Below are 25,507 nucleotides of genomic sequence, written 5' to 3' on the forward strand. Positions count from 1 at the left end.
TTCTAAAGAAAAAGTTGAGGCGCAGCCCGTTCGAAGACCAAAACCACCGCAAGAGCGTATACTTTGCGGTGGTTTTTGATTGTATAATTTACAAAAGCCCGTGCATGTTGGTATAATAGCACAAAGAAAGGAGCCTCTTGCTATGGTTCTGCCGGACGATTATCTAGACGACCTCATGGTACGCATGGCACACCACTCCACTGCCATCGAAGGGAACTCTCTGACGCAGGGGGAAACCAAAAGCGTCCTGATCGACGCCTATATTCCGCGCGCGATGAATGTGCGCGAACTCAACGAGGTGTTGAACTATAAGCGGCTCATGCCCGTTTTGATCGAGATGCTCAAAGAGCATTCGCCTGTTGATGTGATGCTCGTTCGCCGCATTCATGGCATCCTATGCGAGAATGCGATCGAGGGCGTACCCGGCGCATTCAAAACGGTGCAGAACATGATTGTCGGTGCAGATTTTACACCGACGCCGCCATATCTTGTGCCCATGCAGCTGCACGATTGGGCGTGCAATCTCGAGACGCAGATGAGGTGCGCAGCGACCGATGCAGAGCGCATCGAGGCAATCTGCCGGCAGCACATCGCCTTTGAGCGGATTCATCCCTTCTCGGACGGCAACGGGCGCACGGGGCGTGCATTGATGGTGTATTCCTGTCTGCGTGCCGAACTCCCGCCCATCGTTGTTCCCGTGGAGCAAAAGCCCGCCTACATCAGGTGTCTCAATACGGAAGATCTGCCCGCTTTTGCCGCATTTGCGAACCGGCTGATAGAGGAAGAACGTGCGCGGATGCGTCTGTTCTCGTAAATGCGCCCTGCCGGCGTATCGATATGTATAAAGCTGCCGCCTTGCGGTACCGAAGAAAGAAAGGTCGATGTCCGTATGGTCGAAGGAGGACGACGCGCGGCGTTCATGCAGGGGATACACGACGGGGTGCCGATTGCGCTCGGGTATTTCGTGGTCTCGTTCACGCTTGGGATTCTCGCGGGGACGGCGGGGCTGAGTCCCGTGCAGGGGTTCGTGGCGAGCTGGCTGAACTTCGCCTCGGCGGGCGAGTACGCGGGGTTTACCTCCATCGCGGCGCATGTGCCGTATGCGGAGATCGCGGCGCTGACGCTCGTCGCGAACATCCGCTACACGCTGATGTCGGCGGCGCTCTCACAGCGGTTCGCGCCCGATACGCCGTTCCTCCACCGTCTGGCGGTGACGCTTGGCGTGTCGGATGAGATCTTTGGCATTACCGTTGCGCGCGGCGGCTGTGTGGAGCCGTTCTACAACTACGGTGCGCTCGCGATCTCTCTGCCCGCGTGGTCGGTCGGCACGGCGCTCGGCGTGGCGGCGGGGGATGTGCTCCCGGCGGCGGCGCTCTCTGCGCTGTCGGTCGCGCTGTACGGGATGTTCATTTGGGTGGTGATTCCGCCCGCGCGGACGAGCCGGATCATCGGGGGACTCGTGCTTACGAGTTTCCTCCTGTCCTTTGCGGCGGCACATGCGCCGCTCGTCTCCGCGCTCTCGGGCGGCACGCGGACGATCATCCTGACGCTCCTCATTGCGGGGGCGGGAGCGGCGCTCTTCCCGGTGCGCGGGGAGGAGGACGGCGATGCATGACATTTGGAGCTATATCGCGGTGATGTCCGCCGTGACGATTGCCATCCGCCTGACGCCTGCACTTCTCCTGCGGCGGGAGATAAAAAATGTGTTCGTGCGATCGTTCCTCTACTACGTTCCCTACGTGACGCTTGCTGTGATGACGTTCCCCGCGATCATGGAGACGACGCGCATCCCCGCGGCGGGGGCGGCGGCGTTCGTGTTCTCGCTCTATCTTGCGTGGAACGGGGCGAGCCTCTTTCGCGTGGCGGCGGGGGCGTCGGCGACGGTGTTTCTCGTGGAGCTGCTTTTCTTTGCATAATGTTTGGGATTCGTATTTGCCATTTTTCGGGCAATGTTATATAATTGTGTGAATATTTACATGAGAAAGGGGCGTTCTCATGGAGTTTGACTGTTGGACGGGCATCCTCGTCGAGGGAAAACCGTACACAATCGTGGAGAAAATCCGATATAAGGAAAAAGAGACTGATGACCGCTGGACGGAATACGGTCTCGCCGCGGAGGGCGAAGAAAAACGTTTATGGCTCACCGTCGAGGGGGATAATCTTTCATGTACGCTCAGCCGGACGGTGCATCGGTCGACGGCGCCGCAGGGCTACGGTCTCCGGGACAAGGGGGAGCAGATCGTCACGGGCGTGTGGGGCGACACGGACGCATCCGTCGGGGATACGGCGTCCTACCGCCAATATCGGCATGAGGACGGGAAGCGTCTCTTTTTCATCGAGTGCTGGAAGGGCGGCGAGCAGGATTCTGCCGAGGGACACAGCGTACAGCCGAGTGACATCGCACTCGATCCCGCGGTCTCGGAGACGCGCGTCCGCAGTATGAAATGGTCGGCGCGAAAGAAGCGGTTCATGAATGGGCTGTCACAGGGCGTTACCGTTCTCGGTGTGGGGCTGTTCTTCTTCTTCATGATCGACGAGATGCCCGATATGAGCACATGGCACGATCTGCGCCGTCTCGTGGGGATGCCCTATGCGGCGGAGGAGCGCGTCGGGGATGCGCCGTACGCATCCAAGGAAATCTCCGCCGAGGGCGGCGCGCGTGCCTACGAGGTGCAGACGGATGCGGGCACGGCGACGCTCGACCTCATCGAGGGACTGGACGGGAACGTCATGGATGGGTATACGGAGCCGGAGCTAGAGGATCCACCGTTCGTTCTGCGTACGAAGGCGGAGGAGGTGCGTATCACCGCCGCATCTGCGGGGACGGCGCACATCGCCATACTGCCGCACTACGTCGACGATGCGTCCGCACAGAACCGGCTCAAACGGAACTATACGCTTGCGCGCTATGCGGAGGTTGTCCGTACAGGAGATGTACGCGGTCGTTCCGTTGTCGTGCGGCAGTAGTAGCCCGGGAGAAGATAGGAGCGTTCGTTATGATCGATTTGTCCGTTCTTATGCTGTCTGTGTTTTATGCCATGTTCGGCATTCTCTTGATGATTGTCTCGAACATCGTCATTGATTTTTTATCCCCGGGGACTTTTCGGAGGAGATTCGGCGCGGCAACCGCGCGGTCGCGTGGCTCTCGGCAGGCTCGTTCATCGGCATCGGCGAGATCCTGCGCGCGGTCATCGTCACGCCCGTCTATGACGCTGTGCCGCTCGATTTCGTGAGCGGCGTCACGGGGAGCGTCGTCTATGCGTGCGTCGGCATCGTCTTTTTCATCCTCGGGTTCTTCATCATCAATGTGTGGCATCGGAAGTATGAGCTGCCCGCCGAGATCATGCGCGGCAACACGGCGGCGGGGATCTTCGTCTTCGGTATTTTTGTCGGGCTCTCGCTCGTCATCAGCGGCGCGGTACACTAACGGGGCATGCCATGGAGAATGCAGGACGAAAGGCAAAAATTCTCGCTGCCGTATTCGCATCGGTCGCGGCGCTCGGTGCAGGGTATTACTATCGCAACGACATTGTATATGTGCTGTGCGAGGTCGTACACCCTGCGTGGAACGCGGGCGAGCAGCGGCTCTCGGATGCCTATGGGCGGCGCTTCACGCTGATGAACGGCGGCGACGGCACGGAGACCGCGCTCTATGACGACGATACGGTGGTGACGTTCCGCCGGGACGAGGCGGGCAATCTGATCTGGGAGTACGGCACGGCAAGCCTGCTCGCGCCGATTGCCGCGAACTATTTTGCGTTCCACGGGATCGCGTACCCGGGCGGCGCGATGGATGTGAGCGCGATGACCTATCGCCCGAACGGAGCGCTAGAGGCTCTGCCCGCGCCGCCGCCCGTGTCCAAGGGGGTGTCCAACTACCACGGCGGCGCGGGACGCGGCTACTGGGGACGCAGCGGAACGAACTACGACGGAAAAAAGAGCGATAATGTCAAGCAGCTAACGCGAAAATCCGGCTTTGGACGCGCGGGCGTGCGCTCGTCCGGGCACGGTTCGTGAGGAATCTATGATGAGTGCATCCGCAACCTATATCGATCGGCTCGATCCTCGTATTTTCACGTATATTCAGTACGGTGACTATGCGGATCGCTACCCCGCACATACGGCGCAGGCGTTTCCCGACTCCTTTTATGAGGAGCTGCGCGCGGCGTCCCGGGGGCTTTTTCATGTGTTTTGCAAGGCGGCGGCGGTGTTCCGCGATGCGCCCGACGACTTTGCGCGCGCGATGGACATGCCCGAGGAGCTGCTGCCCTATCTGCGTACGCCGAACGTGTTTGGGCTGCCGACATGGCTCGCGCGGTTCGACTATGTGCTCGACGCGGCGGGGCGCATCCGCATGGTGGAGATCAACGCGGATACGCCCTGTTTTATCATCGAGAGTTACTATGCGAACGCTGTTGCGGCGGACTATTTCGGAAAAAGCGATCCGAATGCGGGCGCCATGGCGCAGCTGCGCGTCTTTCTCTCGCATGTGTGGGCGCGCTGCATCGGTGATGCGGATGAGGACGCGCCCTTCGTGTTCTCCTGTTTTGACGACTATCCCGAAGACCTCGCGACGACCCTGTTTTTGCAGAGGCTCATGCAGGAGGGGCATCCGCAGGCGGACATCCGCTTCCTCTCGTTCTACGACATGGAGATCGATGCGGAGGGTATTCCGCTGCCTGATGATGAATATACGGCAGCACTCTACCGATTGCATCCGATGGAGATCCTGATCGACGAGCGGACGGATGAGGACGAGCCGCTCGGCGCGATGTTCCTCGATCTTTATAAGGAAGGAAAGTTCGCGATGATGAACCCCCCCGAGGCGATCGTTTTGCAGAACAAATCCTTTATGGCACTCGTTCATGCCCTCGCCGCGGAGCGCAAATTCTTCTCCGCGGAGGAATGCGCGCTCATCGGGCGGTATCTCGTCCCATCCTATTTCGAGGACGACTTCGGCGCGCTCGCGGACGGAGCGTATATCCGCAAGGAGATCTGGGGGCGCGAAGGACGGAACGTCCGCGTCGTACAAAAAAACGGCAGTCAAACGCGGACTGCCGTTGAAAAATACGTCGAGAACTATGATGAGATCGTCTGCCGCACGAGCCGCAAGGCGATGTATCAGGACTTCATCCGTCAACCGCAGGTTCGGCATACCGTTGATTCGGGGACGAAAGACGGGTACCTCACGCTCTCCTGTTTTATGCTGCTGGGCGAGCCGTCGGCGGTCGGTGCGCGCTTCTCTCCGGAGGAAATCGCCGGCACGGAGGCGTATTTTGTGCCGCTTGTGTGCACGAAGTAAGAGGAAAATACATCTTCTAATTATAGAAAATATGTGCTATAATAATCACAAGTGGCAGACGAGGTTCGGCCTCCCCGCGGGAGGTGATGCGCATGACGCTGTATGAAGTGCTTTCGCTTGCGATCGCTGCTCTGACGCTGATTGTCAGCATTATATCTGCTCTATTTAATCGTTGATTAAATAGAAAAAGAACCGTCCACGCGGTTCATGTCGGCTCTTCTTCAATCCTAAAAAATTTGGGGAGTGACCGACGGTACCACTCGGCTGTCACTCTTTTTATGCCATTATTATACGGTTCGACACAAAAAATGTCAAGTCTGAGTGCGCCGCTCGAGCATATTCCCGATGAGGAAAAACGCGAGCGAGACGGTAATGCCGACGGCGATGGGATGCAGACCGAGCGGACGAAAGCCCACCGCCATCGCGATGCAGTAGACGAGCGTCCCGCCGCCCATGGCGCAGAGCGCGCCCGTGCGCGTCGCGTGCGTCGTAAAGAGACCAAAGACAAGCACCCAGAAAAACGCCGTCTCAAGCCCACCGAACGCGAACATATTGATGAGCCAGATGAGCGACGGCGGCGCGATGGCGAGAATGAACACAATAATGCCCAGCGCGGCGGTAATGCCCATGGAGAGACGGCGCAGCGTCTTTTCCGGGACGAACCGACCGCGTTTTTGCATGTGATGGAGATAGACATCCTTCACCACCGCGGAGGACGCCACGATGAGCACGCCCGAGATCGTTGAGATGGACGCCGCGAGCGGGCCGATGATCGCAAAACCGAGCAGCGCGGGCGGCATCACCGACGCCATCAGCTGCGGGATCACACTGTCCACGCCGCCGAGTTCCTTTGCCGGAACCATGAGCACACCGCGCCCGAGCACACCGACGAGGTTCACCGCGATGTTCATAAAGGAAATCACGATCGTCCCGATGATCATCGCCCGGTTCATATCACCGCTGCTCCGATAGCTGATCGAGCGCACCACCGACTGCGGCAGCGCGATCGTCAGCGCGCCCACGAGCAGCCACTGTGAAATGTAGAGCGACACCGGCATATGCCCCGCTGACGTCGGCGTCAGCATCTCCGGATGCGCCGTGCGCAGCGTCTCCATGATCGCCGCAAGCCCCCCGCCTGCATCGAGTACATAGTAAAAGAGCAGCACGATCCCCGCCATCATCACCAGCGCACAGCAAGTATCCGTCAGTGCAACGGCACGGAATCCGCCGATCGACGTATAGACAACGACCACCACACCGAAGAGAATCAGCCCCAGCTCGTAGCTGTATCCCGTCACCGCCGCAAAGAGCTGTGCCCCGCCGACGAACTGCGCCACCATCGACGCCGCAAAGAACAGCACAATCGCAAATGCCGCCAGCGCCGCGAGCGCGTCCGAACGGTAGCGGTGCCGGATGATGTCCACGATCGTCACCGCGTGAATGCGGCGGGCAAGGCGCGCCACCTTTTTCCCGAAAATGCCGAGCACGAGGAAAATCGTCACCGCCTGAATGACCGCCATATAGATCCAGCCGAAGCCGATCTCGTACGCCATCCCGGGACCCCCAACGAACGAACTCACAGAGCTGTACGTCGCGACCATCGTCATCGCGAGCACGAACGATCCGAGCGACTGCCCCCCCACGAAGTAGCCCGAGAGGAAGCCGCCCGCACCTTCATGTCGCCGCACATAGATGCCGAGCGCGAGCATAAAGACCATAAAAAAGAGCAGCGGCAGCAGCACATAGAGCGTATTCATCGCTGCGCCCCCTCTCCGTGCGACTCAAAGGGCACATCCTCCGCCGTGCGCGCAAGATAGAACGCGAGCAGGGCCCCCACCACCATCACGCCGACTGTCGACGTGATCGCCCAGAGCGGGAATCCCGCGACCCAAATATCCGCATCCGCCAGCCCAAAGCCCAGCAGCACCCACAGCACCGCAAACACGATACCGGCAGCCACGGTACGCCTCGCCTCACGCGCGATAGCGTCCGCACATCTCTCTTCGGTTGTCATAAACTCCTCCTCAAAACACGCGCCGTCGAACGCAGAACAACATGCTGTCCGCGGCAGTTTCCAATAAAATATACCGCATTATCCTACCATAAGTTGATATAGTGTGCAAATTTTTTCTGAATTCGACGTAGGTCTTTAACTACGCCTTCGCTTGGATTCTCCTCATGCCTAGCTATGCATCAAAGCTTGCACGCCGCGTAGGTTGCGGTGGGGAGACACGGAATTTTCGCGCCTAGCGTTGTCATTTTCGTCGAACGCTTCGTCGACGTAGGTTTTGGCTGCGCCTTTATTCCTAGCTATGCATCGAAACGTCCGTGTCATTCGGCTGCAAAATCAAATATCATAGATCGAAAAGAACCGGAAACGTTCCTCGTTTCACGGTTCTTTTTATTGTTTCTATAAAATTCTCATGACATTTGTTAAATTTCTTAAAGTATGGGATTGATTTAAATATATAAATCATATAAAATGGATAGCATTAAATGTCGGGGACAGGTACGCTGTGGGGCGCACCCGATTGTTGTGTAGAAATGGAAATGAAAAGGAAGGGATGTATTTTGGGAATCAAGCAAAAACTGCTTCTCATGGGAACCCTCATGGTGCTGCTCGTTATTGCGATCTGCGGCATCGGCTACTACCGCGCACAGGAAGCGCTCGTGGAGAGTACCTCCGGCGAGATCAACGCGCTCCTGCACGTTGAATCGGAGAAACTCGACAGCTGGATCTCGAAAAAACTCCAGCGCACCGAGAGTCTGGCGAACCTCCTCACCGCCATGGGCGACAATCCCGTCGTCATGAACCGTGAGATCGTCAGCCTCGCCGCCGGCGACAAAGATCTCATCGACCTCGCCTACGGCGCCGAGGACGGGCGCTTCATCAGCTGGGTCGACGGCAACATCACCGGAGAGTTTGACCCGCTGAACCGCCCTTGGTATCTTGAGGCAAAGACCAAGAGCGCACCGTTCTTCACATCCGTTTACGTGGACAACTCCACGAAGAAACCCATCATCTCCGCCGTCGCTCCCTACAGCATCGACGGCACGTTCCGCGGCGCCGTTCTCTCGGACATCTCGCTTGACGCCCTCGCGGAACACATCAAATCCGTCAAATACCAAGGTACCGGAGCGAGCATCGTCGTCGACCCGAGCGGGCTGATCATTGCGTCCTCCGAAGGGCAGGCACTGCACAAGGTCGACGAGAACGAAGTCCTCAAAGTACGCTTCCCGGAGATGCTGCAAAATAAAAATGGCTACTTTATTATGGAAAAAGACGGGCAGTCGCAGATCATCGCGTACGCCACCGTCCCATCGACCGGCTGGGTCGTCAGCATCGCCGTCCCGGAGAGCGTCGCCTTTGCGCAGCTTGCCGGGCTCAAGACCACCTACACGGTCATGAGCATCATCGGCATCCTGCTCGTTGCGGGCATCCTCTTCGCCCTCCTGCGCTTCGCATCGTCCATTACCGGAGCGACCGAGCGCCTCATGCACCACGTCGGACTGCTCGCAAAGGGCGAGCTGAACCTCCCCGATCTGCCTGTTGTCTCGCAGGATGAGCTCGGGCGCCTTGCTGAGAACTTCAACAGTATGGTCAAAAATATCAAGGCGCTCATCAAGCAGGTTGCCGGAACCGCCGAGCAGCTCGCCGCCGCAAGCGAAGAGCTCACCGCAGGCGCGCAGCAGATGGCGGAATCCGCCACCGCCGTCGCCTCCACCGTCATTGAGGTCGCGGGCGGTACGGATCGCCAGCTCGAGAGCCTTGCGGGCGCAAAGAAGACCATCGGTATCGTCATGGGCGACGTCACGCGCATGAGCGAAAAAGCGGAAAAGGTCGCCGCCGGCTCCGCCTCCACCGCGGATGCTGCCGCCCGGGGCGAAACCCTCATGAACGAAGCCATGACAAAGATGAGCGGCATCGAGCAGAGCGTCCTGCGATCCGCCGAGGTTGTCGAAAAACTCGGCGAGAGTTCCAAGCAGATCGGCGAGATCGTCGAATCCATCTCTGCCATCGCAGAGCAGACCAACCTCCTCGCCCTCAACGCCGCTATTGAGGCGGCGCGCGCAGGGGAGTCGGGGCGCGGCTTTGCAGTCGTCGCCGAAGAGGTGCGCAAGCTCGCCGAGGGGGCACGTGAAGCCGCCGAGCAGATCAAAGAGCGCATCTCCGTCGTCCAGCACGATACCGCCGAAGCAGTTACCGCCATGCAGAGCGGCACCGCCGAGGTGCAGTCGGGTTCCGCTGCCATCCGCGACGTTGGGGCGCAGTTCGAGGACATCATGCGTATGGTCGATGAGATCAACACGCAGATGACTGAGATGAACAGCGCCATTCACACCGTCGAGACAGGCATGGACGACATTGTCGGATCTGCGACCATGGTCAACGAAATCACCGAGCAGACCGCCGACCATATGCAGAGCATCTCCAGCTCGTCCGAGTCGCAGTCCGCCTCGAGCCAGGAGATCGCAAGCGCATCGCAGAGTTTGGCGATGCTCGCGACGGACTTGCAGAATACCACGAATAAGTTCAAATTCTAATCGGGTTCGATTAAATATTGGTTCCGCAAAGGCATGCCGGGGATTTCCCGCCGTGCCTTTTTTTGCGCGCATATCCGATGGCTTCGAATCATTTTCTCACAGATATCTCGGTAAATTTTCTCTAAATATGCATAAGGGCTTGATTAACCCGCGAGAATTATATAGAATAAAAAAGGAACGCGATAGAGTCGGGGGACTCTGATAGAGTGATTCCATATTTTTTGAAGGAAGGAATATATTGTGGGGATCAAACAAAAACTTCTGCTGACGGGAATTCTCATGGCGGTACTTGTCGTTGCGATTTGTGGCATCGGTTATTTCAAGGCGAAAAGCGCGCTCGAAAATAGCATCTCCGGCGAGATCAAGGCGACGTTGACCGTCGAGAGCGAAATGCTGAACGGCTGGCTGAACGAAAAAGGGCGTATCGCTCAAGCCACGGCAAACCTCCTCACCGAATATGCGGGCAGACCTGAGCAGTTTGACCAAAGCATGCTTAGTCTCGGCGCAGACGATAAGGATGTGCTTAACATCATTCACGGTGCGGAAAGCGGCAGGTACATCCGCTGGACGACGGGCGATGCCACGGGACAGGTCAATCCACACGAACGCCCGTGGTACAACGAAGCCAAGGCAATTGGAAAACAGGGATTTACCAAGGCATATGAAGACCTCAATACCAAAAAGATCCTTGTCTCGGCAATCGCTCCATACAATGATAAAAATAATACGGTCGCGGGTGTTGTCTGCGTCGACATTTCGCTTGCTCCGCTCGCCGAACATATCAAGAATCTCAAATATCACGGGCAGGGACAGGCCGAGATCGTCGATCCGAGCGGTATCATCCTCGCCTCCTCCGAAGGGCAGGAAATGCAGCGCTTCGACCAAAATGAGGTTCTGAAAGCGCGTTTTCCTGAGATGCTGCAAAAGAAAGCCGATTACTTTACAATGGAAGAGAACGGTGAGGAGCAGATTATCGCCTATGCCACCGTCCCTGTAAACGGTTGGATCGTCGTCGTTTCCGTACCGGAATCCATTGCTTTTGCCGAGTTGAACAGCCTCAAACTGACCTACGCCGTGATGAGCATCATCGGTATCGTGCTTGTCGGCATCATTATTTTCGTGCTTCTGCGCTTTGCGTCTACCATCACGGGGGCGACCGATCGCCTCATGCACCATGTCAGTGCATTGGCAGAGGGGAAACTGAACCTCCCGGATCTCCCCGTTACCTCCAAGGATGAACTCGGTCGGCTTGCATCGAACTTTAATACTATGATGAAAAATATCAACGGTCTCATCAAGCAAGTTGCCGGAACCGCCGAGCAACTCGCGGCGGCGAGCGAAGAGCTCACCGCGGGCGCGCATCAGATGGCCGAATCCGCAACAAATGTTGCCTCCACCGTTGTCGAGGTCGCGAGCGGTACACAACGGCAGCTTACGAACGTCTCCGGAGCAAAGGCCGGTGTCGAAACCGTATCCGGCGATATTCGCCGTATGACCGACGATGCGAAACAGGTTGCCGCCGGCTCCGCTGCGACTGCAGACGCAGCGCAAAAGGGCGAAGCTCTTATGAACGAGGCCATGGCGAAGATGGCGGGCATCGAGCAGAGCGTTCTGCATTCAGCCGAAGTCGTCGAGAAACTCGGCGAAAGCTCCAAGCAGATCGGCGAGATTGTTGACACGATCTCCGGTATCGCCGATCAGACCAACCTTCTTGCACTCAATGCAGCCATCGAAGCGGCACGCGCGGGAGAGACCGGACGCGGCTTTGCAGTCGTCGCAGAGGAAGTAAGAAAGCTTGCTGAACAGTCCCGTGAAGCCTCCGAGCAGATCAAAGAGCGCATCGCCGGCGTCCAGCGCGATACCGCCGAAGCCGTCGCTGCGATGCAGAGCGGCACATCGGAAGTACAGGTAGGCACAGCTGCGATTCATGACGTCGGTGCGCAGTTTGAAAGCATCATGAAGATGGTCGATACGATCAACGGACAAATGGCACAGATCAACAACGCCATGCAGACCATATCGACGGGTGCCGAGGACATCGTTCACGCCGTCGACGACATCAATGAGATCAGCAAAATAACGGCAGATCATATGCAGAGCATTTCCTCCTCGTCCGAGTCGCAGTCCGCTTCGAGCCAGGAGATCGCAAGCGCATCGCAGAGTCTGGCGACACTAGCGACGGATCTGCAAAATATCACGAATAAATTTAAGTTTTAGCAGCGACGCGCGACCTTAGCACATCGTTGTGTTACGATAAAAAGACCGCTCCCCATCGAGCGGTCTTTTTTGTATGCGGTCGATCGTATTTACTTTTTACACCGGCAGATCAGCGTGGGCGGGAAGTTCCGCAGGATGCGCTCGGCAAGCCGCCACGCGGCGACACCGAAGAAGATGCCGAGCGCGGCGCCGGCGATGACGTCGGTCGGGTAATGGACGAAGAGATACATCCGTGAGAACCCGATGAGCGCAGCGAGCGCAAGGAATACCGTGCCGATGCTGCGCCGCACGCCGCAGGCAAGCGCCGACGCCATTGCAAATGCGCCGAAGGTATGCCCCGACGGGAAGGAGTAATTCGTTGGACCGCCGTCCGCGAGCACGGTAACGAGTGGATATGTGACGCAGGGGCGCGCGCGCATGATGAGGTTTTTCAGCGCGAGATCGCCGACGACGAGGCAAAAGAGCAGTGCGAGGATGACGGCGATGCCGACGCGGCGGTATTTACGGGTGTAGATGAGCACTCCTGCGAGGAGGCACCAAATGATGCCGAGTCCGTGCAGATCGCCGAGCGACGAGGCGCCGATCATCCACGGGGTGAGCCACGGGTGTACGAGGTGGTTCTGTATCCAAAAGATTGCCGCCGTATCCGCCCCAAGAATCATGTCCATATGTGAAGCTTCCCTCGATTCTAATCATATGAAATGTAACTTTTTTGCCCAAAACGATACCCGCAGTGCGCCTGACGGTCGCCTGCGGGATCGCGGCGTTGCTCTTTAATTTTCGGTATCCGAGGGATTAGTCGTCAACGCGGCTCGAGAGCACATTGCCGGTTGCGGCGTCGATGCGGACTTTGTACTTCACCGTGCCGTCGGTGCAGGTGACGTTATAGACGGGCAGGAAAGCGGGGCGCGCGTCGGGCATGGCCATATGCGGGGCGGGTGCGGCGCCGTGCATCGGTGCAGGGACGCCGACGGGCGGCTGTGCGGCATCCGCAGGGGTGGTCTGCGGCGGCTCTGCGGGAGCTCCTGCCGGCTGCGGAGCGGGGGCGTTTGCCGCCTGTGCGGCGATGCCGCGATCGCGCTGCGCCTCTACGAGGCGGAAGTAATCTTCGGTGGTGACGTCGCCGCGGTCACGCCGTTCTTTGTGTTTTTCTCCCTTTTCGTGCTTTTTGTCCTTGTCGTGTTGATCGCGCTTGTCGTGCTTGTCGCGCTTCTCATCACGGTCGGCGGCGTTGCCGAGCTCCACGCGGCGGAAGGTCAGCGCGCTCTCGTCCTTTCCGATTGCCGTTGCGGCGATCGAGCGCGCCTCTGCCTCGGAGATGAGGCTGACGTTCTCGCGCTCTGCCTGTGCGGTGATCATCGCGCTCCGTGCGGCTGCGGCGGCGGTGCGATGCGCGATCTTTTGCTCATGCATGTAGTACGATGCGCCGCCGGTGACGACTGCCGCGAGCACGAGGAGCGCGCCCAGTTTCTTCAGACGCGACTTCGTGACGATACCCGATGCTGCATTTTTGATGTTTTCCATTTCCATGATGTATTCCTCCTATATGATAATGACTTTGTTCCGGTCGGGCGGGATGTTCTCGCCCTGTCGATAGACATAGTATAGGAGAGAGGTATAAACAATTCGTAAACAAAGGAAAAAGAATGTCTAAATTATTTGCCGCGGGCTGTTTTTGCACAAAAAAACGCACCGATGCGGTGCGGTATGTATGTTCAGTGCAAAGTCTCACGGAAAAACAGCAAGCATGAGTCCGCCTGCCGCGATCAGGGCGATGGCGATGCCGTGCATGAGGCTGACGTGTTCGCCGAAAAATATCAGGGCGATGAGGACGGCAAAGACGACGCTGAGTTTATCGATGGGGGCGACTTGTGTGACGTCGCCGTCCTTGAGCGCGAGAAAGTAAAAGAGCCACGAGAGTGCGCCCGCAATGCCGCTGAGCGCGACGAAGAGAAGCGCCTTTTTATCGGCAAAGACCGTCGGCAGCTCGGCGGCATGTCCCTCTGCGAGTACAACGCCTACGAGAAAGACCGACATGATGACGGAGCGCACCGCCGTTGCGGCGCTTGTATCAAGCCCCGCAACGCCCATCTTGCCAAAGATGGAGACGAATGCCGCGCACAGTGCCGAGAGTAGCGCATAGAAAAGCCACGAGCTCATGGTGCATCCCCCTTTTGTTGCTTGATCCCCATGGTGTGAGTATAGCACGGTTCATCGTCAAATGCACGCATCCAAAAGCATTCCGTTGTTCCTCATAACGCCGATCCATTTTTGATTGCCGGCCGGTGCAGCTGTTTGGCGGCGATCGACATATAGGTGCGCCAGCGCGGCGGCTGCGGGTCGCCGATGAGGGGGATCTCGCGCACCGAGCCCTCCGTGAGAAATGCCTGCGCCGTGGATCGTGTGACAATCGCCGTGCCGAGGCCTTCTTTGACCAGCGCCATCAGCGCGGGCGTGCTGCTCATATAGCAGCCGGAAAACCGATTGGCCGGAATGATGCTGTGGAACCACTCGGAAAATGCCCCGCCCCAATCCTGCATGATCAAGTTCGTGATCGTGAGCCCTTTGACATGAATGCTCTCATATTCCGCCAGGGGATCCTTACGCCCGACCACAAAGACGAAGTCCTCGTCGACGCAGACCCAGCTGCGTATCCGACTGCTTTTTGGGAGGCGATAGCTGATCGCAACGTCGATCAGACCGTCCGCGAGCTGCTGCAAAATATCCGACAAATGCCCGATCGCGGCATGTACCGAGATCCGGGGATAGGCGCGCATAAAATCGACGTAGACCGGCAGCAGGAAATTACCGAGCGCGGAATTCACATTGCCGATCGCCAGCCGGTCGTCAAACGTCTCGATTGAGTTGATGTGCCAGCGTCCCTGCTCGCATCCGCCGCGGATAAGGTCGTCGTCCTGCACGAAAAGAAGCTGTACGCAGAGGGCGCTGTCGAGGACATCCTCACGGAGCGCATGTTCCGCGATGTGTACCGGATGAACGTGGAATTCTGCCGGACTGCCGCAGGGCATACGGTGACGGTTCCTCTTTCGCCCTGTGAGTAAGACTGCCGCAGGGAAGTATAAGGAGCGGGACATGAATCCGATCGAACGATTCTTTGCACTCGAACGCCATTTGGATGCAGGGGAAAAACAGGGCAATATCCCGCCGGCAAAGGCGCTGTACCGCGATTACTGGCGTGTGGCATGGCCGACGGCGCTCGAGGGCATCTTTCTCAACCTCATCCTGCTCGCGGATCTCGTCATGGTCGGGAGCCTCGGCATCGCGCAGGCGGCGGCGATCGGGATCGTCAGTCAGCCGAAGATGCTCATGCAGATGTTCGGAAAGGCGCTCGGCACGGGGGTCACGGCGGTCACTGCACGCAGAAAGGGCGCGCGCGACTACCGCTCGCTGAACAGCTGCATCAAGCAGTCGCTGGCGCTGACCGTTCTCGTCTACGCCGTGCTGGCGAGCCTTGGCTATACATACCGCGAAGAGATTCTGCGGCTCATGGGCGCGAACGACGAATATATCGGCTATGCGCTCGTCTACTTCACATATCTGATCGGTGCGCTGTTTTTCAAGGCGATGTCGGCGATCCTCACCGCCGTGCAGATCGGCATCGGGCAAACGAAGATCATCCTGCAGGCGAGCGTTGCGGGGAACCTCGTCAACGTCTGCCTGAACTATGTGCTGATCTTCGGCGCGTTCGGCTTCCCGCGGATGGAGATCAAGGGCGCGGCGATTGCAACGATCATCGGGGAAGCGGTGATCTTCCTCGTCCTCCTCTATGCAGTGCTCCGATACCGGCAAGAGGGTGTCGATCTGCGCGGGCAGGGGACATTTGCCTTCGAGCGGAAAACCCTGACTCCGGTGCTGGCGGTCGGCACGAATTCCTTTTTGGAGCAGATCTTCGAGCGCATGGGGCTGCTTGTCTTTGCCCGCCTGATCGCCGAGCTCGGCACGGTCGCCGTCGGGACGCACCACTACTGCATCATCCTGTGGGATCTCTACCATTATTTCGGGCTAGGAATGAGCACGGCAAGCGCGTCCTTTGCCGGGCGAAAGCTCGGGGAGAAACGCCGCGACCTCGCGCGTCTCTATATGAAAGCGGCGCAAAAGTCGGGGCTTATCGTCTCTCTCGTCGTCGCCGCCGCGCTCCTGCTGCTGCGCGGGACAATTTTTTCCGCAATGATTGCAGACGCGGATGCCGCCGCGCTCGGCGCAGGCATCATCGCCATTGTCGCCGTTCTCATCGTGCCGCAGACGCAGGCGCAGGTGCTCGCGGGGACGCTGCGCGGGGCGGGGGACAACCGCTTCATCGCGCAGTATTCGCTCTTTGTCAGCGCGATTCTGCGTTCCTGCATCGCATATGTTTTAGCTTTTCCCCTCGGGATGGGGCTCTATGGGATATGGGGCGCGCTCCTGATCGACGAGGTGCTCAAGATGCTCTTGACAGAGTACCGCATCGGCAAAGGCATTTGGCTGACCAAAGAGCTCTGAGACGGGAACCTGTTCCGCCATAAAAAAAGAGCGCGGGCATTGCTGCCTGCGCTCTTTTCTATGTGTCGGGGATTGCAATATCATACCTTGAACTTGCCGACGAGCCCCTCAAGGTTCGCTGCGAGCTGCGCGAGGTTTTCGGCGGTGGCGGTGAACTCTTCGATGGAAGCGGTTTGCTGCTCGATGGCGGCGGCGGAGTCCTCGGAGAGACTCGCGATATGCGTGGCGCTCTTTGCAACGCCCTGTGTCGTTGTCTCCATGTCCTTTGTATCGGACGAAGTCGAGCGGCTGAGCGCACTGATCTCGGCAACGGCGTCGGCACTGGCGCGCGAGCTCTCCAAGATGGTGTCAAGAGCGCCCGTGAGCCCTTTCACGACGGCGATGATCTCATCAAGCTCGCGCACGAGCGTGTCGTTTGCCGTGCGTGTCTGCGTGACCTGACCGCGGATGTCGGCGATTTTTTTCGTCACCTCATCGGCGGCATTGCCGGAGTTCTCGGCAAGTTTGCGCACCTCTTCGGCGACGACGGCAAAGCCGCGTCCCGACTCTCCCGCGCGTGCGGCCTCGATGGCGGCGTTGAGGGCGAGGAGGTTGGTCTGCCCGGAGAGTTCCTTGATGATGTCGACGATCTGGTTGATGTCCTCGGCGTATTGGGTGAGCGTCCGGACATTTTCGTTCATCTCGTCAACGATGCCGCGCAGGCGATCCGTCTGCGCCGAGACATTGCTGACGTTTGTACGTCCCGCTTCCGCGTTCTCCTTCGATTCGACCGAGAGTTCGGACGAATGCTGCGCATAGTCGAGCATCTGCGTCATGTTGCCCGCAATCGCAGTGACCCGGTCGGCAAGCCCCTGCATGTCTGCATTCTGTGCGTTCGCGTCGCCCGCGACATCCGTAATGATGTGCGCGACATGTTCGACGGCACGGCTGCTTTCGCTGCTCGCCTGCGAGAGGTTCGTCGAGAGTGCGGAGACCTGCTCGGCGGCGTCCTGTGCGCCGCGCATGATGGTCTGTAAATTCGCGACAAATTTGTTGAAATACTGCACGATCTGCCCGATCTCATCGTCGCGCTCGGCGTGCATCCGCTGTGTGAGATCGCCGTCCCCCTCTGCGATATCCGCAAAAGAGTGCGTCAGCATGGCGAGCGGGCGCAGAATCTGCGTGAATATGACGAAGAATGCGCCGCCCACGATGATGAGGGCGAGCAGGATGACGATCTCCTGTACGGTCTTGGAGGCGGCGATCTTTTCCTGACTTGCGGCGTCGTACGCCCCGACGAGCTTATTGACCTCGGCAACGTAGTCCGCGACGGAGGCGGCGACTTTGGCGTCCGCCGCTGCGCGCGCCTCGGGGCTGTCGGCGGTCATCACGGCGGTGATCTGCGCGCGGTAGGCCTCCCAGCGCGGTTTTACCGCATCGAGCTGCGCGCGTGCGGCGGGGTCGTCCGTTTTCGTGAGGTTCAGCGCAGGATCACCCGCGTCGAGCCCCTTGAGGATCTTGTCGTACTGGGCGATAAATTCCTCAATATTTTTTCGGATCGTATCGGCGTCCGCGCCGTCCGCCGAGACAAGACGCGCGGAGAGCCACGAGAGCTGATACGCCTTCATGCGCAGCGAGCCGGAGGCGTTCACCATCGGCGAGTCGCCCTTGAGCTCATCGAACGTGTGGAAGTTGAATCCCACGAGCGCAACGATGAAGACGAAGAGCGTGATGAGAATGGAGAGAAGTTTGACGCGGATAGACATTGCTTTCAGAACCTTTCTTGCATAACGTGAAGCTATTATGCCGGGGCAAAACATGCGCCCGATTCCTATTATACTTTTGTGATAATAGCACAGTAAAACATAAAATTCAAGTTGAAGCGTATGCGAGTGGTGTCGTCGGGGACACTTACGATCAAAAAATATAAAAACAAGGCATTCTGATTGGCAATGCATTGTGCCGATCAGAACGCCTTGATTTGTATATGCGTTGTATATGGTTTCTCTCACTGATACGTCGCGAGGTACTCCGTCCACATCTCTTCGGGGACGAAGCCGCCGCCCGTCGCCCATGCAATCTGCGCCGCGTTTGCAAGGCGCGCGGGGGTGAGGTCGTGCGCCTTGCAGTATGCCGCGGCGTCCGGCAGGCGAAGGAGGTTCAGAGGCCCGACAAATGCGGCGCAGCTCGACGGCTCGACAAAGAACGCGTGGACATCGTCGCCGTAGATGCGGCGGAGTCCATAGGAGACGCCGCCCGGCGAGCCGCCGATGCCCGCGGGGATGTAGACGATGAGCGGATGATCGGCATCGACGGGGATATTCATTTCCTCGAGCTGCTTTTGGAGACGTGCCCCCGCGACTGTATATCCCATGAAGAGGTCGCGCGATCGCTCGTCGTCCACGAAATAGCTCATGGAATCGGCTTCCGATGTGCGGCGTCCCTCGAGCACAGCGCGGGCGAAGTCGTCGTCGTACTCGATGACCTCGACGCCCTTCGCGCGCAGGAGGTCTTTCTTCCACTGCTTCGCATCGGCGGACATGTGCACACGGACACGGAAGCCGAGGGCGGCGCTCACGATGCCGATCGAGAGCGCGAGGTTGCCCGTCGAGCCGACCTGCACCATGTATTTTGAAAAGAACTCCTTCATCTCGGCGAATTTGCCGTAGTCGTTGTCCGGGGTGATAAGTCCTGCATCAATCGCGAGCGTTTCTGCATGCTTGAGCACCTCGTAAATGCCGCCGCGCGCCTTGATCGATCCCGCGACGGCGAGGTGGCTGTCCATCTTGAGGTAAAGTTTGCCGGGGATCTTGGCGCCGTATGTCTCCGCAAGTTTCTTCTGCAAATGCGGCAGAGGGCGCAGCGGCGACTCGATGATGCCGTTCGTTTCCGCCGTCTCCGGGAACGCGCGGCGAAAGAACGCGGCGAATCGCTTGAGTCGGGCGGCGGCGTCCGCGATGTCCGCGTCCGAGACGACAAGCTCCGAGACGCCCTTCGTCACGTCGTACGGGACGAGACGCGGATTGATCCAGACGGCTTCCTCCTGCCGCGCAATGGGGCGGATCGACGGGGCGCGCGCGAGATATTCTTCACAGTTCATCACATATACCTCCAAGATCTATATTCCGCCGCGGACGGCGGTAAAATATGGCGATTCGATACGGCGATTATAGCATATTTTTCACGCGGGAGCGAATGAATCTCCGCACAATATGGCGGGGACATTTGATTTATGATATGATGCGGATATCAGCAACTATAAGGAAGGCGATGCACATGGATTTGACGTTAATGGATTTCGCGCCCAACGAGTGCAAAATCCTTTCCCCCAACTCGAAAACACCGCTGGTTACGTTCGGTGCAATGTCGTATCTTGTGGGCGGAACGCTTGACGCCGCGAGCATGGACTGCCACATCCTCATCGGGCGCTATACGGCGCTTGCGCATCGCCTGAAATTTTCCATTGCGGGCAACCACGATTATCGATGCCTGACGATGTTCCCGGAGCATATGCTCACGGGCGATGATGCGGCGGAACTTACGAATATCAATCCCGGCTCCGCGGCGGTTAATCGCAATCAGTTGATCATCGGCAGCGACGTATGGGTCGGCTCGGACGCGCTGCTCCTCGGCGGCGTGCGCATCGGGAGCGGTGCCGTCGTCGGGGCGGGAGCGGTTGTGACGAAGGACGTCCCGCCCTATGCAATCGTCGGCGGTAATCCGGCGCGGGTGATCCGCTATCGGTTTGACGAGGAGACGATCGCACGTCTCCTGCGCATCCGGTGGTGGCATTGGCCGCACGAAAAGGTAAAGGAATACATTCCTCTCTTCAATCACGATATGAAGGGCTTCCTCGATCGCTTTGATCCGGGCGTAGATCAAAAAACACCGCCGGATGAGACCGTCGCGTCGATGCTTGTCAAAGGGAAAGAGGGGATTCTGCGCTATTATTTTATCCCGGATTTCGATGCGCCCGAGCAGCACGCCGTTTGGCCGCGTCTCATCGGAACGTATCTCTCCGCCTATACCGCGGCGGATCCCGTCCTTCTCATGATCGCCGTGCCGGAGGGGGACGGGCATCCCCAATTTTTTGCGGCGGTGCAGGCACGCCTTGATGAGCTCGGCGATGCGGCGCCGCATCTTTATATGCATACGACCGGGGGCGGATCGCAGTTCTCCCCCGCCGTGCTGGAGGCCGCAGACATCTATATCACGACGCGTGAGGGCAGCTGCTCCGCTGCCGTCGATGCGGCGGCAAATGCCGGGCTTGTCGTGCGCTACGGACTCGATCCGCGTGAACTGCTCTTCCCGCAGGTGTAGATACCGCGAGGGCATCAGATTGCATTATAAAATTGATACGCTGCAAAGGAAAAGGGCTGCCGCACAAGCTTGTGCAGCAGCCCTAGAACTTTTCTATATATTACGCCTGAACAAGGGAGACGCGAATCTGCGAGAGATCGTTTTTCTCGATGAGATCCGCCATGCCGACGGCGTAGTCCGCGTAGCTGATGACGCTCTCGCCCGCGTTGCTCAGCGTCAGCTCCTCGCCGCCCAGTTTATATTTCCCCGTACGCGCGCCGTCCTCTCGGAAGTCCGCCGCGGGGCTGACGAAGACCCAGTGCGCATCCTTGCGGGAACGCAGCGCCGCGAGTTCCTCGGTCTGCGCCTTTGCGAGCGGATAAAACTCTGCCGGGAAGTCGGGCGTATCGAGGAGCTGCGTCTTGTGCGCCGCATCGACATAGAGTGAGCCCGCTCCGCCGACGATGTAGAGCCGCGTATTCGTCCCCGCGACGAGATCGGCGAGATGCTGACTCGTCTTTGTGTGCAGCGGCAAAACGTCGGGCTCGTACGCGCCAAATCCGTCCACCACGGCGTCAAATCCCGCGAGATCCTCCTTCGTCAGCGCCAAAATATCCTTCTGCACAAAGTTCTTCACCGCGCTCCGGTTCGCGCTGCGCGCAAATCCCGTGACCTCATGCCCGCGCGAGAGCAGCTCTTTGATGATCAGCTGCGATGCCTTGCCGTTCGATGCAATAACTGCAATTTTCATATGATGTACCCCCATCTCAAAACGTATATGATTTTTGAAATCATCTCGACTACAAAATGGAGTATAGCGCACACGATATAGAACGTCAATAGATACAATAAAAATAATTTCCATGTGCACAAAAGAATACAGAAATGCAATTTGACAAAATACGCCCCTTTCTATTAAGATGAATGCTATTGTATGAGAAAGGGTGACTCGATGGACATGCTGAATGCCGCCGTGGATGCGGTCAACAACTTTCTATGGACGTATATCATCATCGTTGTGCTCGTAGGATCGGGGCTGTGGTTCACACTCTCGACGGGCGTGGTGCAGCTGCGCGCGCTGCCGGAGATGGTGCGCCTGCTCGCGGGCGATCTGGGGCGCCGCCCGAGCGGACGCAAGGCGATCTCATCGTTTCAGGCGTTTTGCGTCAGCACCGCCTCGCGCGTCGGCGTCGGCAACATCGCGGGCGTAGCGATCGCGATCGTGACGGGCGGACCCGGCGCTGTCTTTTGGATGTGGGTCATCGCCTTCATTGGGACGGCGACGGGATTCGTCGAGAGCACACTCGCGCAGATTTATAAAATCCCGCGCGGGCATGGGCTCTTTCACGGGGGGCCGGCATATTACATTCAAAATGCGCTCGGACAGCCGGCTGTTGCAAAGCTGTTTGCCGTGCTGATCTCCGTGACGTTCGGTCTCATCTATGTCTCCGTGCAGGCGAATACGATTGCGCTCTCGATGGAGAAGGCGTTCGGCATCGACACATGGGTCATGGGCGGCATTCTTGCGGCGCTCTCAGCAGCGTTCATCTTCGGCGGGATTCACCGCATCGCGAGCTTTACGACGCTGCTTGTGCCGTTTATGGCGGGGCTTTACCTCCTCATCGCACTCGTGATCGTCGTCATGCATATTGATGCCGTGCCGGGCATGTTCGCGCTCATCCTGCACGACGCGTTCAGCCCGCAGGCGGCGGTCGGCGGCGGCATCGGCACGGTCATCCTGACGGGCATCCGCCGCGGACTCTTCTCCAACGAGGCGGGCGAGGGCTCGATCCCGAACGCGGCGGCGACGGCAAACGTCACGCATCCCGTCAAGCAGGGGCTCGTGCAGGCATTCGGCGTCTATGTGGACACATGGCTCGTATGCTCGGCGACCGCATTCATCGTCCTGCTCACAGGGCAGTACCGCATCGGCGACGACAGCGTGACGGGCATCGCGCTCGCGCAGGACTCGCTCGCGAGCGTCTTTGGCGGCGGCGCATCGGCGCTGCTCGCCGTGCTCATCTTCCTCTTTGCATTTAGTTCCGTCGTGGGCAATTATTACTACGGCGAAATCAACATCCATTTCTTTGGGAAAAACACGAAAACGGCGCTCTTCCTCTATCGGCTCGCCGTTGTCGCAATGGTGTTCTTCGGCTGCATCGCGGCGCTCGGGCTCGTGTGGAACCTCGCCGACCTCTTCATGGCGATGATCTGCCTGACGAATCTCTATGCCGTCCTGCGGCTTGCCCCCTATGCATACGCCGCTCTTCGGGACTATCGCGCGCAAAAAGCTGCCGGGAAAAATCCCGTCTTCGACCCCGCCGTTCTCCCCGATCGCCGCGGCATCGAGGCGTGGAGCGGCGAAGAGTTCCACGCGGAGAAACACTGAAAAACTTTCAATACAAAACGACCATGACGCACATGCGGTGTCATGGTCGTTTTTATATTATCTTTCGAAACGGTTTTTACGCATCAATTTTCTTTTTGAGCAGGGCGAGGAGAAGTGCGCCCACAACGGAGCCGACGGCGATGCTGAGGAGGTACATCAGCGGGTTGCCGATGGTCGGCACGACGAAGATGCCGCCGTGCGGGGCGCGCAGTGTGCAGTCAAAGACCATGGTGAGCGCACCCGCCAGTGCCGAACCGACGACCATGGAGGGAATGACGCGCACGGGATCGGCGGCGGCAAACGGGATCGCGCCCTCCGTGATGAACGAGAGTCCCATGACATAGTTCGTGAGACCCGCCTTTCGTTGGCTTTCGGTAAAGCGGTTTTTGAAGAACGTCGTGCAGAGTGCGATCGCAAGCGGGGGCACCATGCCGCCCGCCATGACCGCCGCCATGACGTGGAATTCGCCCGAGGCGAGGAGCCCCGTGCCGGTGACGTACGCCGCCTTGTTGATGGGGCCGCCCATATCGATCGCCATCATGCCGCCGACCACAGCGCCCATCAAGACGCGCGCCGAGGGATCCATGCCGCCGAGGGTCGCAATCAGCCACTGATTGATCGCGGAGACCGGCGGGGCGATGATGAAGAGCGAGATGAACCCCATGATGAGGATGCCGAAGAACGGATAGAGCAGGATGGGCTTGATGCCGTCGAGCGAGGCGGGTAGCGATGCAAAGACTTTCTTGAGGAAGTTGACCGTGTAGCCGCTGACAAAGCCCGCGAGCAGGGCGCCGAGGAAACCGGTGCCCGTCGATCCTGCGAGCGCACCGCCGACGAATCCGACGGCAAGTCCCGGGCGGTCGGCGATCGACATGCCGATGAATCCTGCGAGGACGGGGAGCATAAAGCCGAACGACGCGCCGCCGACGTCCTTAAAGAACTTCGCAAGCGGCGTGTTCGATCCAAAATTGGCGGGGTTGGCGCTGTTGTAATCGTCGAAGAGGAAGGCGAGCGCGATGAGAATACCGCCGCCGACGACGAAGGGGAGCATGTGCGAGACGCCGTTCATGAGGTGTTTGTAGATCTGGCGCGCGAGGCTTTCATCCTCCGCATTGTCTGCACCCTCGGTCTCGTCTGCGCCGGAGGCGTGATAGACGGGAGCGTTCCCGGAGAGCGCACGGTCGATGAGCTCGTCGGCCTTGTTGATGCCGTCCGCGACCTTCGTGATGACGACGCGCCGCCCGTTGAAACGGGACATGGCGACCTGCTTGTCCGCCGCGACGATGATGCCGTCGGCGGCGGCAATCTCCGCGTCCGTGAGGACGTTCTTCACGCCTGCCGACCCGTTTGTCTCGACCTTGACGGTGAGTCCGCGCTTTTTCGCGTGCTGTTCGATGCTCTCCGCCGCCATAAAGGTATGCGCGATCCCCGTCGGGCAGGCAGTGACGGCGAGGATCTGGATGTGGTCGGCTTTGGGGGCGGCGGCTGCGGGCTCCTCTGTGGCAGAAGGCGCGACGAACCGGTCGTTCTCCTTATCGTCGACGAGTTTGCGGAACTCTTCAACCGTCTTTGCATTGATGAGCGCTTCTTTGAAGTCCGGATCCATGATCATCGTCGCGAGCTTCGAGAGGATCGCAAGATGCTCATCGTTCGCCGCATCGGGCGCCGCGATCATGAAGAACAGGCGGCTCGGATTGCCGTCCATCGCGGCAAAGTCCATGCCGTCCGGGACGGTCATCGCGGCAAGTCCCGCAGCGCGCACGCCCGCACTCTTGGCGTGGGGGGTCGCGATGCCGTCGCCGAGCCCCGTTGTGCCGCTCTCCTCGCGCGCGAGCACGTCTTTGATGTATTGGTCTTTATCGCTCAGATTGCCGCCTTTTTCCATGTAGTCCGCGAGCAGGCGGATGGCCGCCTCCTTTGAGGCGGGCGGCGTGATGCCGAGGGCGATGCTCTCGGGTTTGAGCAGATCGTTAATAGTCAAAATGAAACCTCCTTTGAGACTGTGAGGCAGGATTTTGGCGTATCGCTATGTCATATCGAAAAGCACTTCGCTTGTAGCAGCTTTTCTACGCCGGCGCTTGTGTTTTTCTCATTCCTTGCGCTGCATCCAAACTTCTGCCTCACACCGGGTTAGTCGTTTAAGAATCACGAGATTTTCTCATCGGTCTGTATTTCAATATTTTTATGGCGGCTTAGGGCATCCGTCTTGCCGCTGCGCAAACGACGCGGCAGACCGCGTGCGTCATAAAGCCGATTCCGACGCACAGCCCTTACGC

General features: G+C 58.7%; 21 protein-coding genes and 1 pseudogene. 12 read left to right on the top strand and 10 right to left on the bottom strand.

All coding sequences use genetic code 11. The features are described 5' to 3' along the window. Positions 1-142 precede the first annotated feature (142 nt). The 7 genes and pseudogenes from HMPREF9162_RS01460 (at position 143) to HMPREF9162_RS01490 (ending at position 5,302) form a co-directional block, all read left to right on the top strand. Complete coding sequence (locus HMPREF9162_RS01460) at positions 143-814, top strand: Fic family protein (RefSeq protein ID WP_009438313.1); 672 nt, start codon at positions 143-145, stop codon at positions 812-814. Between the two features lie 75 nt (positions 815-889). Continuing rightward, positions 890-1,615, top strand: coding sequence for an AzlC family ABC transporter permease (locus HMPREF9162_RS01465; protein WP_037350129.1), 726 nt, complete (start codon positions 890-892; stop codon positions 1,613-1,615). Further along, complete coding sequence (locus HMPREF9162_RS01470) at positions 1,608-1,916, top strand: AzlD domain-containing protein (RefSeq protein WP_009752752.1); 309 nt, start codon at positions 1,608-1,610, stop codon at positions 1,914-1,916. The genes HMPREF9162_RS01465 and HMPREF9162_RS01470 overlap by 8 nt, the downstream gene beginning before the upstream one ends. A 79-nt stretch (positions 1,917-1,995) precedes the next feature. Next, the gene (locus HMPREF9162_RS01475) at positions 1,996-2,967 is read left to right on the top strand and encodes a DUF4178 domain-containing protein (protein ID WP_009752527.1); all 972 of its coding nucleotides are present in this window, start codon (positions 1,996-1,998) and stop codon (positions 2,965-2,967) included. Between the two features lie 29 nt (positions 2,968-2,996). Next, positions 2,997-3,427 (top strand): annotated as a pseudogene (locus HMPREF9162_RS01480) (DUF350 domain-containing protein). A gap of 11 nt (positions 3,428-3,438) precedes the next feature. Next, positions 3,439-4,017, top strand: a complete 579-nt coding sequence (locus HMPREF9162_RS01485; protein ID WP_009438253.1) for a hypothetical protein — start codon at positions 3,439-3,441, stop codon at positions 4,015-4,017. 7 nt (positions 4,018-4,024) lie between these two features. After that, positions 4,025-5,302 carry a glutathionylspermidine synthase family protein gene (locus HMPREF9162_RS01490; RefSeq protein WP_009752574.1) on the top strand — a complete coding sequence of 426 codons (1,278 nt, stop codon included), beginning with the start codon at positions 4,025-4,027 and terminating at the stop codon, positions 5,300-5,302. Positions 5,303-5,613: 311 nt separating this feature from the next. On the opposite strand, the gene panF is transcribed toward HMPREF9162_RS01490, so the two are convergent. After that, on the bottom strand, positions 5,614-7,059 hold the full coding sequence (panF, locus tag HMPREF9162_RS01495; RefSeq protein ID WP_009752683.1) for a sodium/pantothenate symporter: 1,446 nt from the start codon (positions 7,057-7,059) through the stop codon (positions 5,614-5,616). Continuing rightward, positions 7,056-7,316, bottom strand: coding sequence for a DUF997 family protein (locus HMPREF9162_RS01500; RefSeq protein ID WP_009752586.1), 261 nt, complete (start codon positions 7,314-7,316; stop codon positions 7,056-7,058). The genes panF and HMPREF9162_RS01500 overlap by 4 nt, the downstream gene beginning before the upstream one ends. Positions 7,317-7,873: 557 nt before the next feature. Between HMPREF9162_RS01500 and HMPREF9162_RS01505 the strand changes: the two genes are divergently transcribed. Together HMPREF9162_RS01505 and HMPREF9162_RS01510 are read left to right on the top strand one after the other, a co-directional pair. Then, positions 7,874-9,847, top strand: a complete 1,974-nt coding sequence (locus HMPREF9162_RS01505) for a methyl-accepting chemotaxis protein (RefSeq protein WP_009657567.1) — start codon at positions 7,874-7,876, stop codon at positions 9,845-9,847. A gap of 240 nt (positions 9,848-10,087) precedes the next feature. Beyond that, positions 10,088-12,064 (top strand): methyl-accepting chemotaxis protein, encoded by a 1,977-nt coding sequence (locus HMPREF9162_RS01510; protein ID WP_009752677.1) that lies wholly within the window; start codon positions 10,088-10,090, stop codon positions 12,062-12,064. 89 nt (positions 12,065-12,153) lie between these two features. Here HMPREF9162_RS01510 and HMPREF9162_RS01515 read toward each other — a convergent pair whose 3' ends face one another. The 4 genes from HMPREF9162_RS01515 to HMPREF9162_RS01530 all read right to left on the bottom strand — a co-directional run bounded on the left by HMPREF9162_RS01515 (position 12,154) and on the right by HMPREF9162_RS01530 (position 15,093). After that, positions 12,154-12,732, bottom strand: a complete 579-nt coding sequence (locus HMPREF9162_RS01515; RefSeq protein ID WP_009438257.1) for a phosphatase PAP2 family protein — start codon at positions 12,730-12,732, stop codon at positions 12,154-12,156. A gap of 127 nt (positions 12,733-12,859) precedes the next feature. Further along, positions 12,860-13,594, bottom strand: coding sequence for a PepSY domain-containing protein (locus HMPREF9162_RS01520; RefSeq protein WP_009752560.1), 735 nt, complete (start codon positions 13,592-13,594; stop codon positions 12,860-12,862). A 198-nt stretch (positions 13,595-13,792) separates the two neighbouring features. Beyond that, positions 13,793-14,224, bottom strand: a complete 432-nt coding sequence (locus HMPREF9162_RS01525) for an EamA family transporter (protein WP_009752594.1) — start codon at positions 14,222-14,224, stop codon at positions 13,793-13,795. A 92-nt stretch (positions 14,225-14,316) separates the two neighbouring features. Continuing rightward, on the bottom strand, positions 14,317-15,093 hold the full coding sequence (locus HMPREF9162_RS01530) for a substrate-binding domain-containing protein (protein WP_139057068.1): 777 nt from the start codon (positions 15,091-15,093) through the stop codon (positions 14,317-14,319). A 64-nt stretch (positions 15,094-15,157) separates the two neighbouring features. Between HMPREF9162_RS01530 and HMPREF9162_RS01535 the strand changes: the two genes are divergently transcribed. Beyond that, positions 15,158-16,564 (top strand): MATE family efflux transporter, encoded by a 1,407-nt coding sequence (locus tag HMPREF9162_RS01535; protein ID WP_009752516.1) that lies wholly within the window; start codon positions 15,158-15,160, stop codon positions 16,562-16,564. A gap of 80 nt (positions 16,565-16,644) precedes the next feature. Here the strand turns inward: HMPREF9162_RS01535 and HMPREF9162_RS01540 are convergent, their stop codons facing one another. Beyond that, positions 16,645-18,309 carry a methyl-accepting chemotaxis protein gene (locus tag HMPREF9162_RS01540; protein WP_009438290.1) on the bottom strand — a complete coding sequence of 555 codons (1,665 nt, stop codon included), beginning with the start codon at positions 18,307-18,309 and terminating at the stop codon, positions 16,645-16,647. A 242-nt stretch (positions 18,310-18,551) separates the two neighbouring features. Beyond that, positions 18,552-19,643, bottom strand: coding sequence for a D-serine ammonia-lyase (locus HMPREF9162_RS01545; RefSeq protein ID WP_009752760.1), 1,092 nt, complete (start codon positions 19,641-19,643; stop codon positions 18,552-18,554). A gap of 176 nt (positions 19,644-19,819) precedes the next feature. Between HMPREF9162_RS01545 and HMPREF9162_RS12900 the strand changes: the two genes are divergently transcribed. After that, on the top strand, positions 19,820-20,863 hold the full coding sequence (locus tag HMPREF9162_RS12900) for a CatB-related O-acetyltransferase (RefSeq protein WP_009752695.1): 1,044 nt from the start codon (positions 19,820-19,822) through the stop codon (positions 20,861-20,863). A 100-nt stretch (positions 20,864-20,963) separates the two neighbouring features. On the opposite strand, the gene HMPREF9162_RS01555 is transcribed toward HMPREF9162_RS12900, so the two are convergent. Continuing rightward, positions 20,964-21,593 carry an NAD(P)-dependent oxidoreductase gene (locus tag HMPREF9162_RS01555; protein ID WP_037350067.1) on the bottom strand — a complete coding sequence of 210 codons (630 nt, stop codon included), beginning with the start codon at positions 21,591-21,593 and terminating at the stop codon, positions 20,964-20,966. A 201-nt stretch (positions 21,594-21,794) separates the two neighbouring features. Here HMPREF9162_RS01555 and HMPREF9162_RS01560 point away from each other — a divergent pair, with 201 nt between their 5' ends. After that, complete coding sequence (locus HMPREF9162_RS01560; RefSeq protein ID WP_009752554.1) at positions 21,795-23,231, top strand: sodium:alanine symporter family protein; 1,437 nt, start codon at positions 21,795-21,797, stop codon at positions 23,229-23,231. Positions 23,232-23,307: 76 nt separating this feature from the next. On the opposite strand, the gene HMPREF9162_RS01565 is transcribed toward HMPREF9162_RS01560, so the two are convergent. Next, on the bottom strand, positions 23,308-25,212 hold the full coding sequence (locus HMPREF9162_RS01565; protein WP_009752656.1) for a fructose-specific PTS transporter subunit EIIC: 1,905 nt from the start codon (positions 25,210-25,212) through the stop codon (positions 23,308-23,310). Positions 25,213-25,507: the final 295 nt, after the last annotated feature.

The sequence above is a fragment of the Selenomonas sp. oral taxon 137 str. F0430 genome (assembly GCF_000183625.1).
GTDB classification, from domain to species: domain Bacteria; phylum Bacillota; class Negativicutes; order Selenomonadales; family Selenomonadaceae; genus Centipeda; species Centipeda artemidis.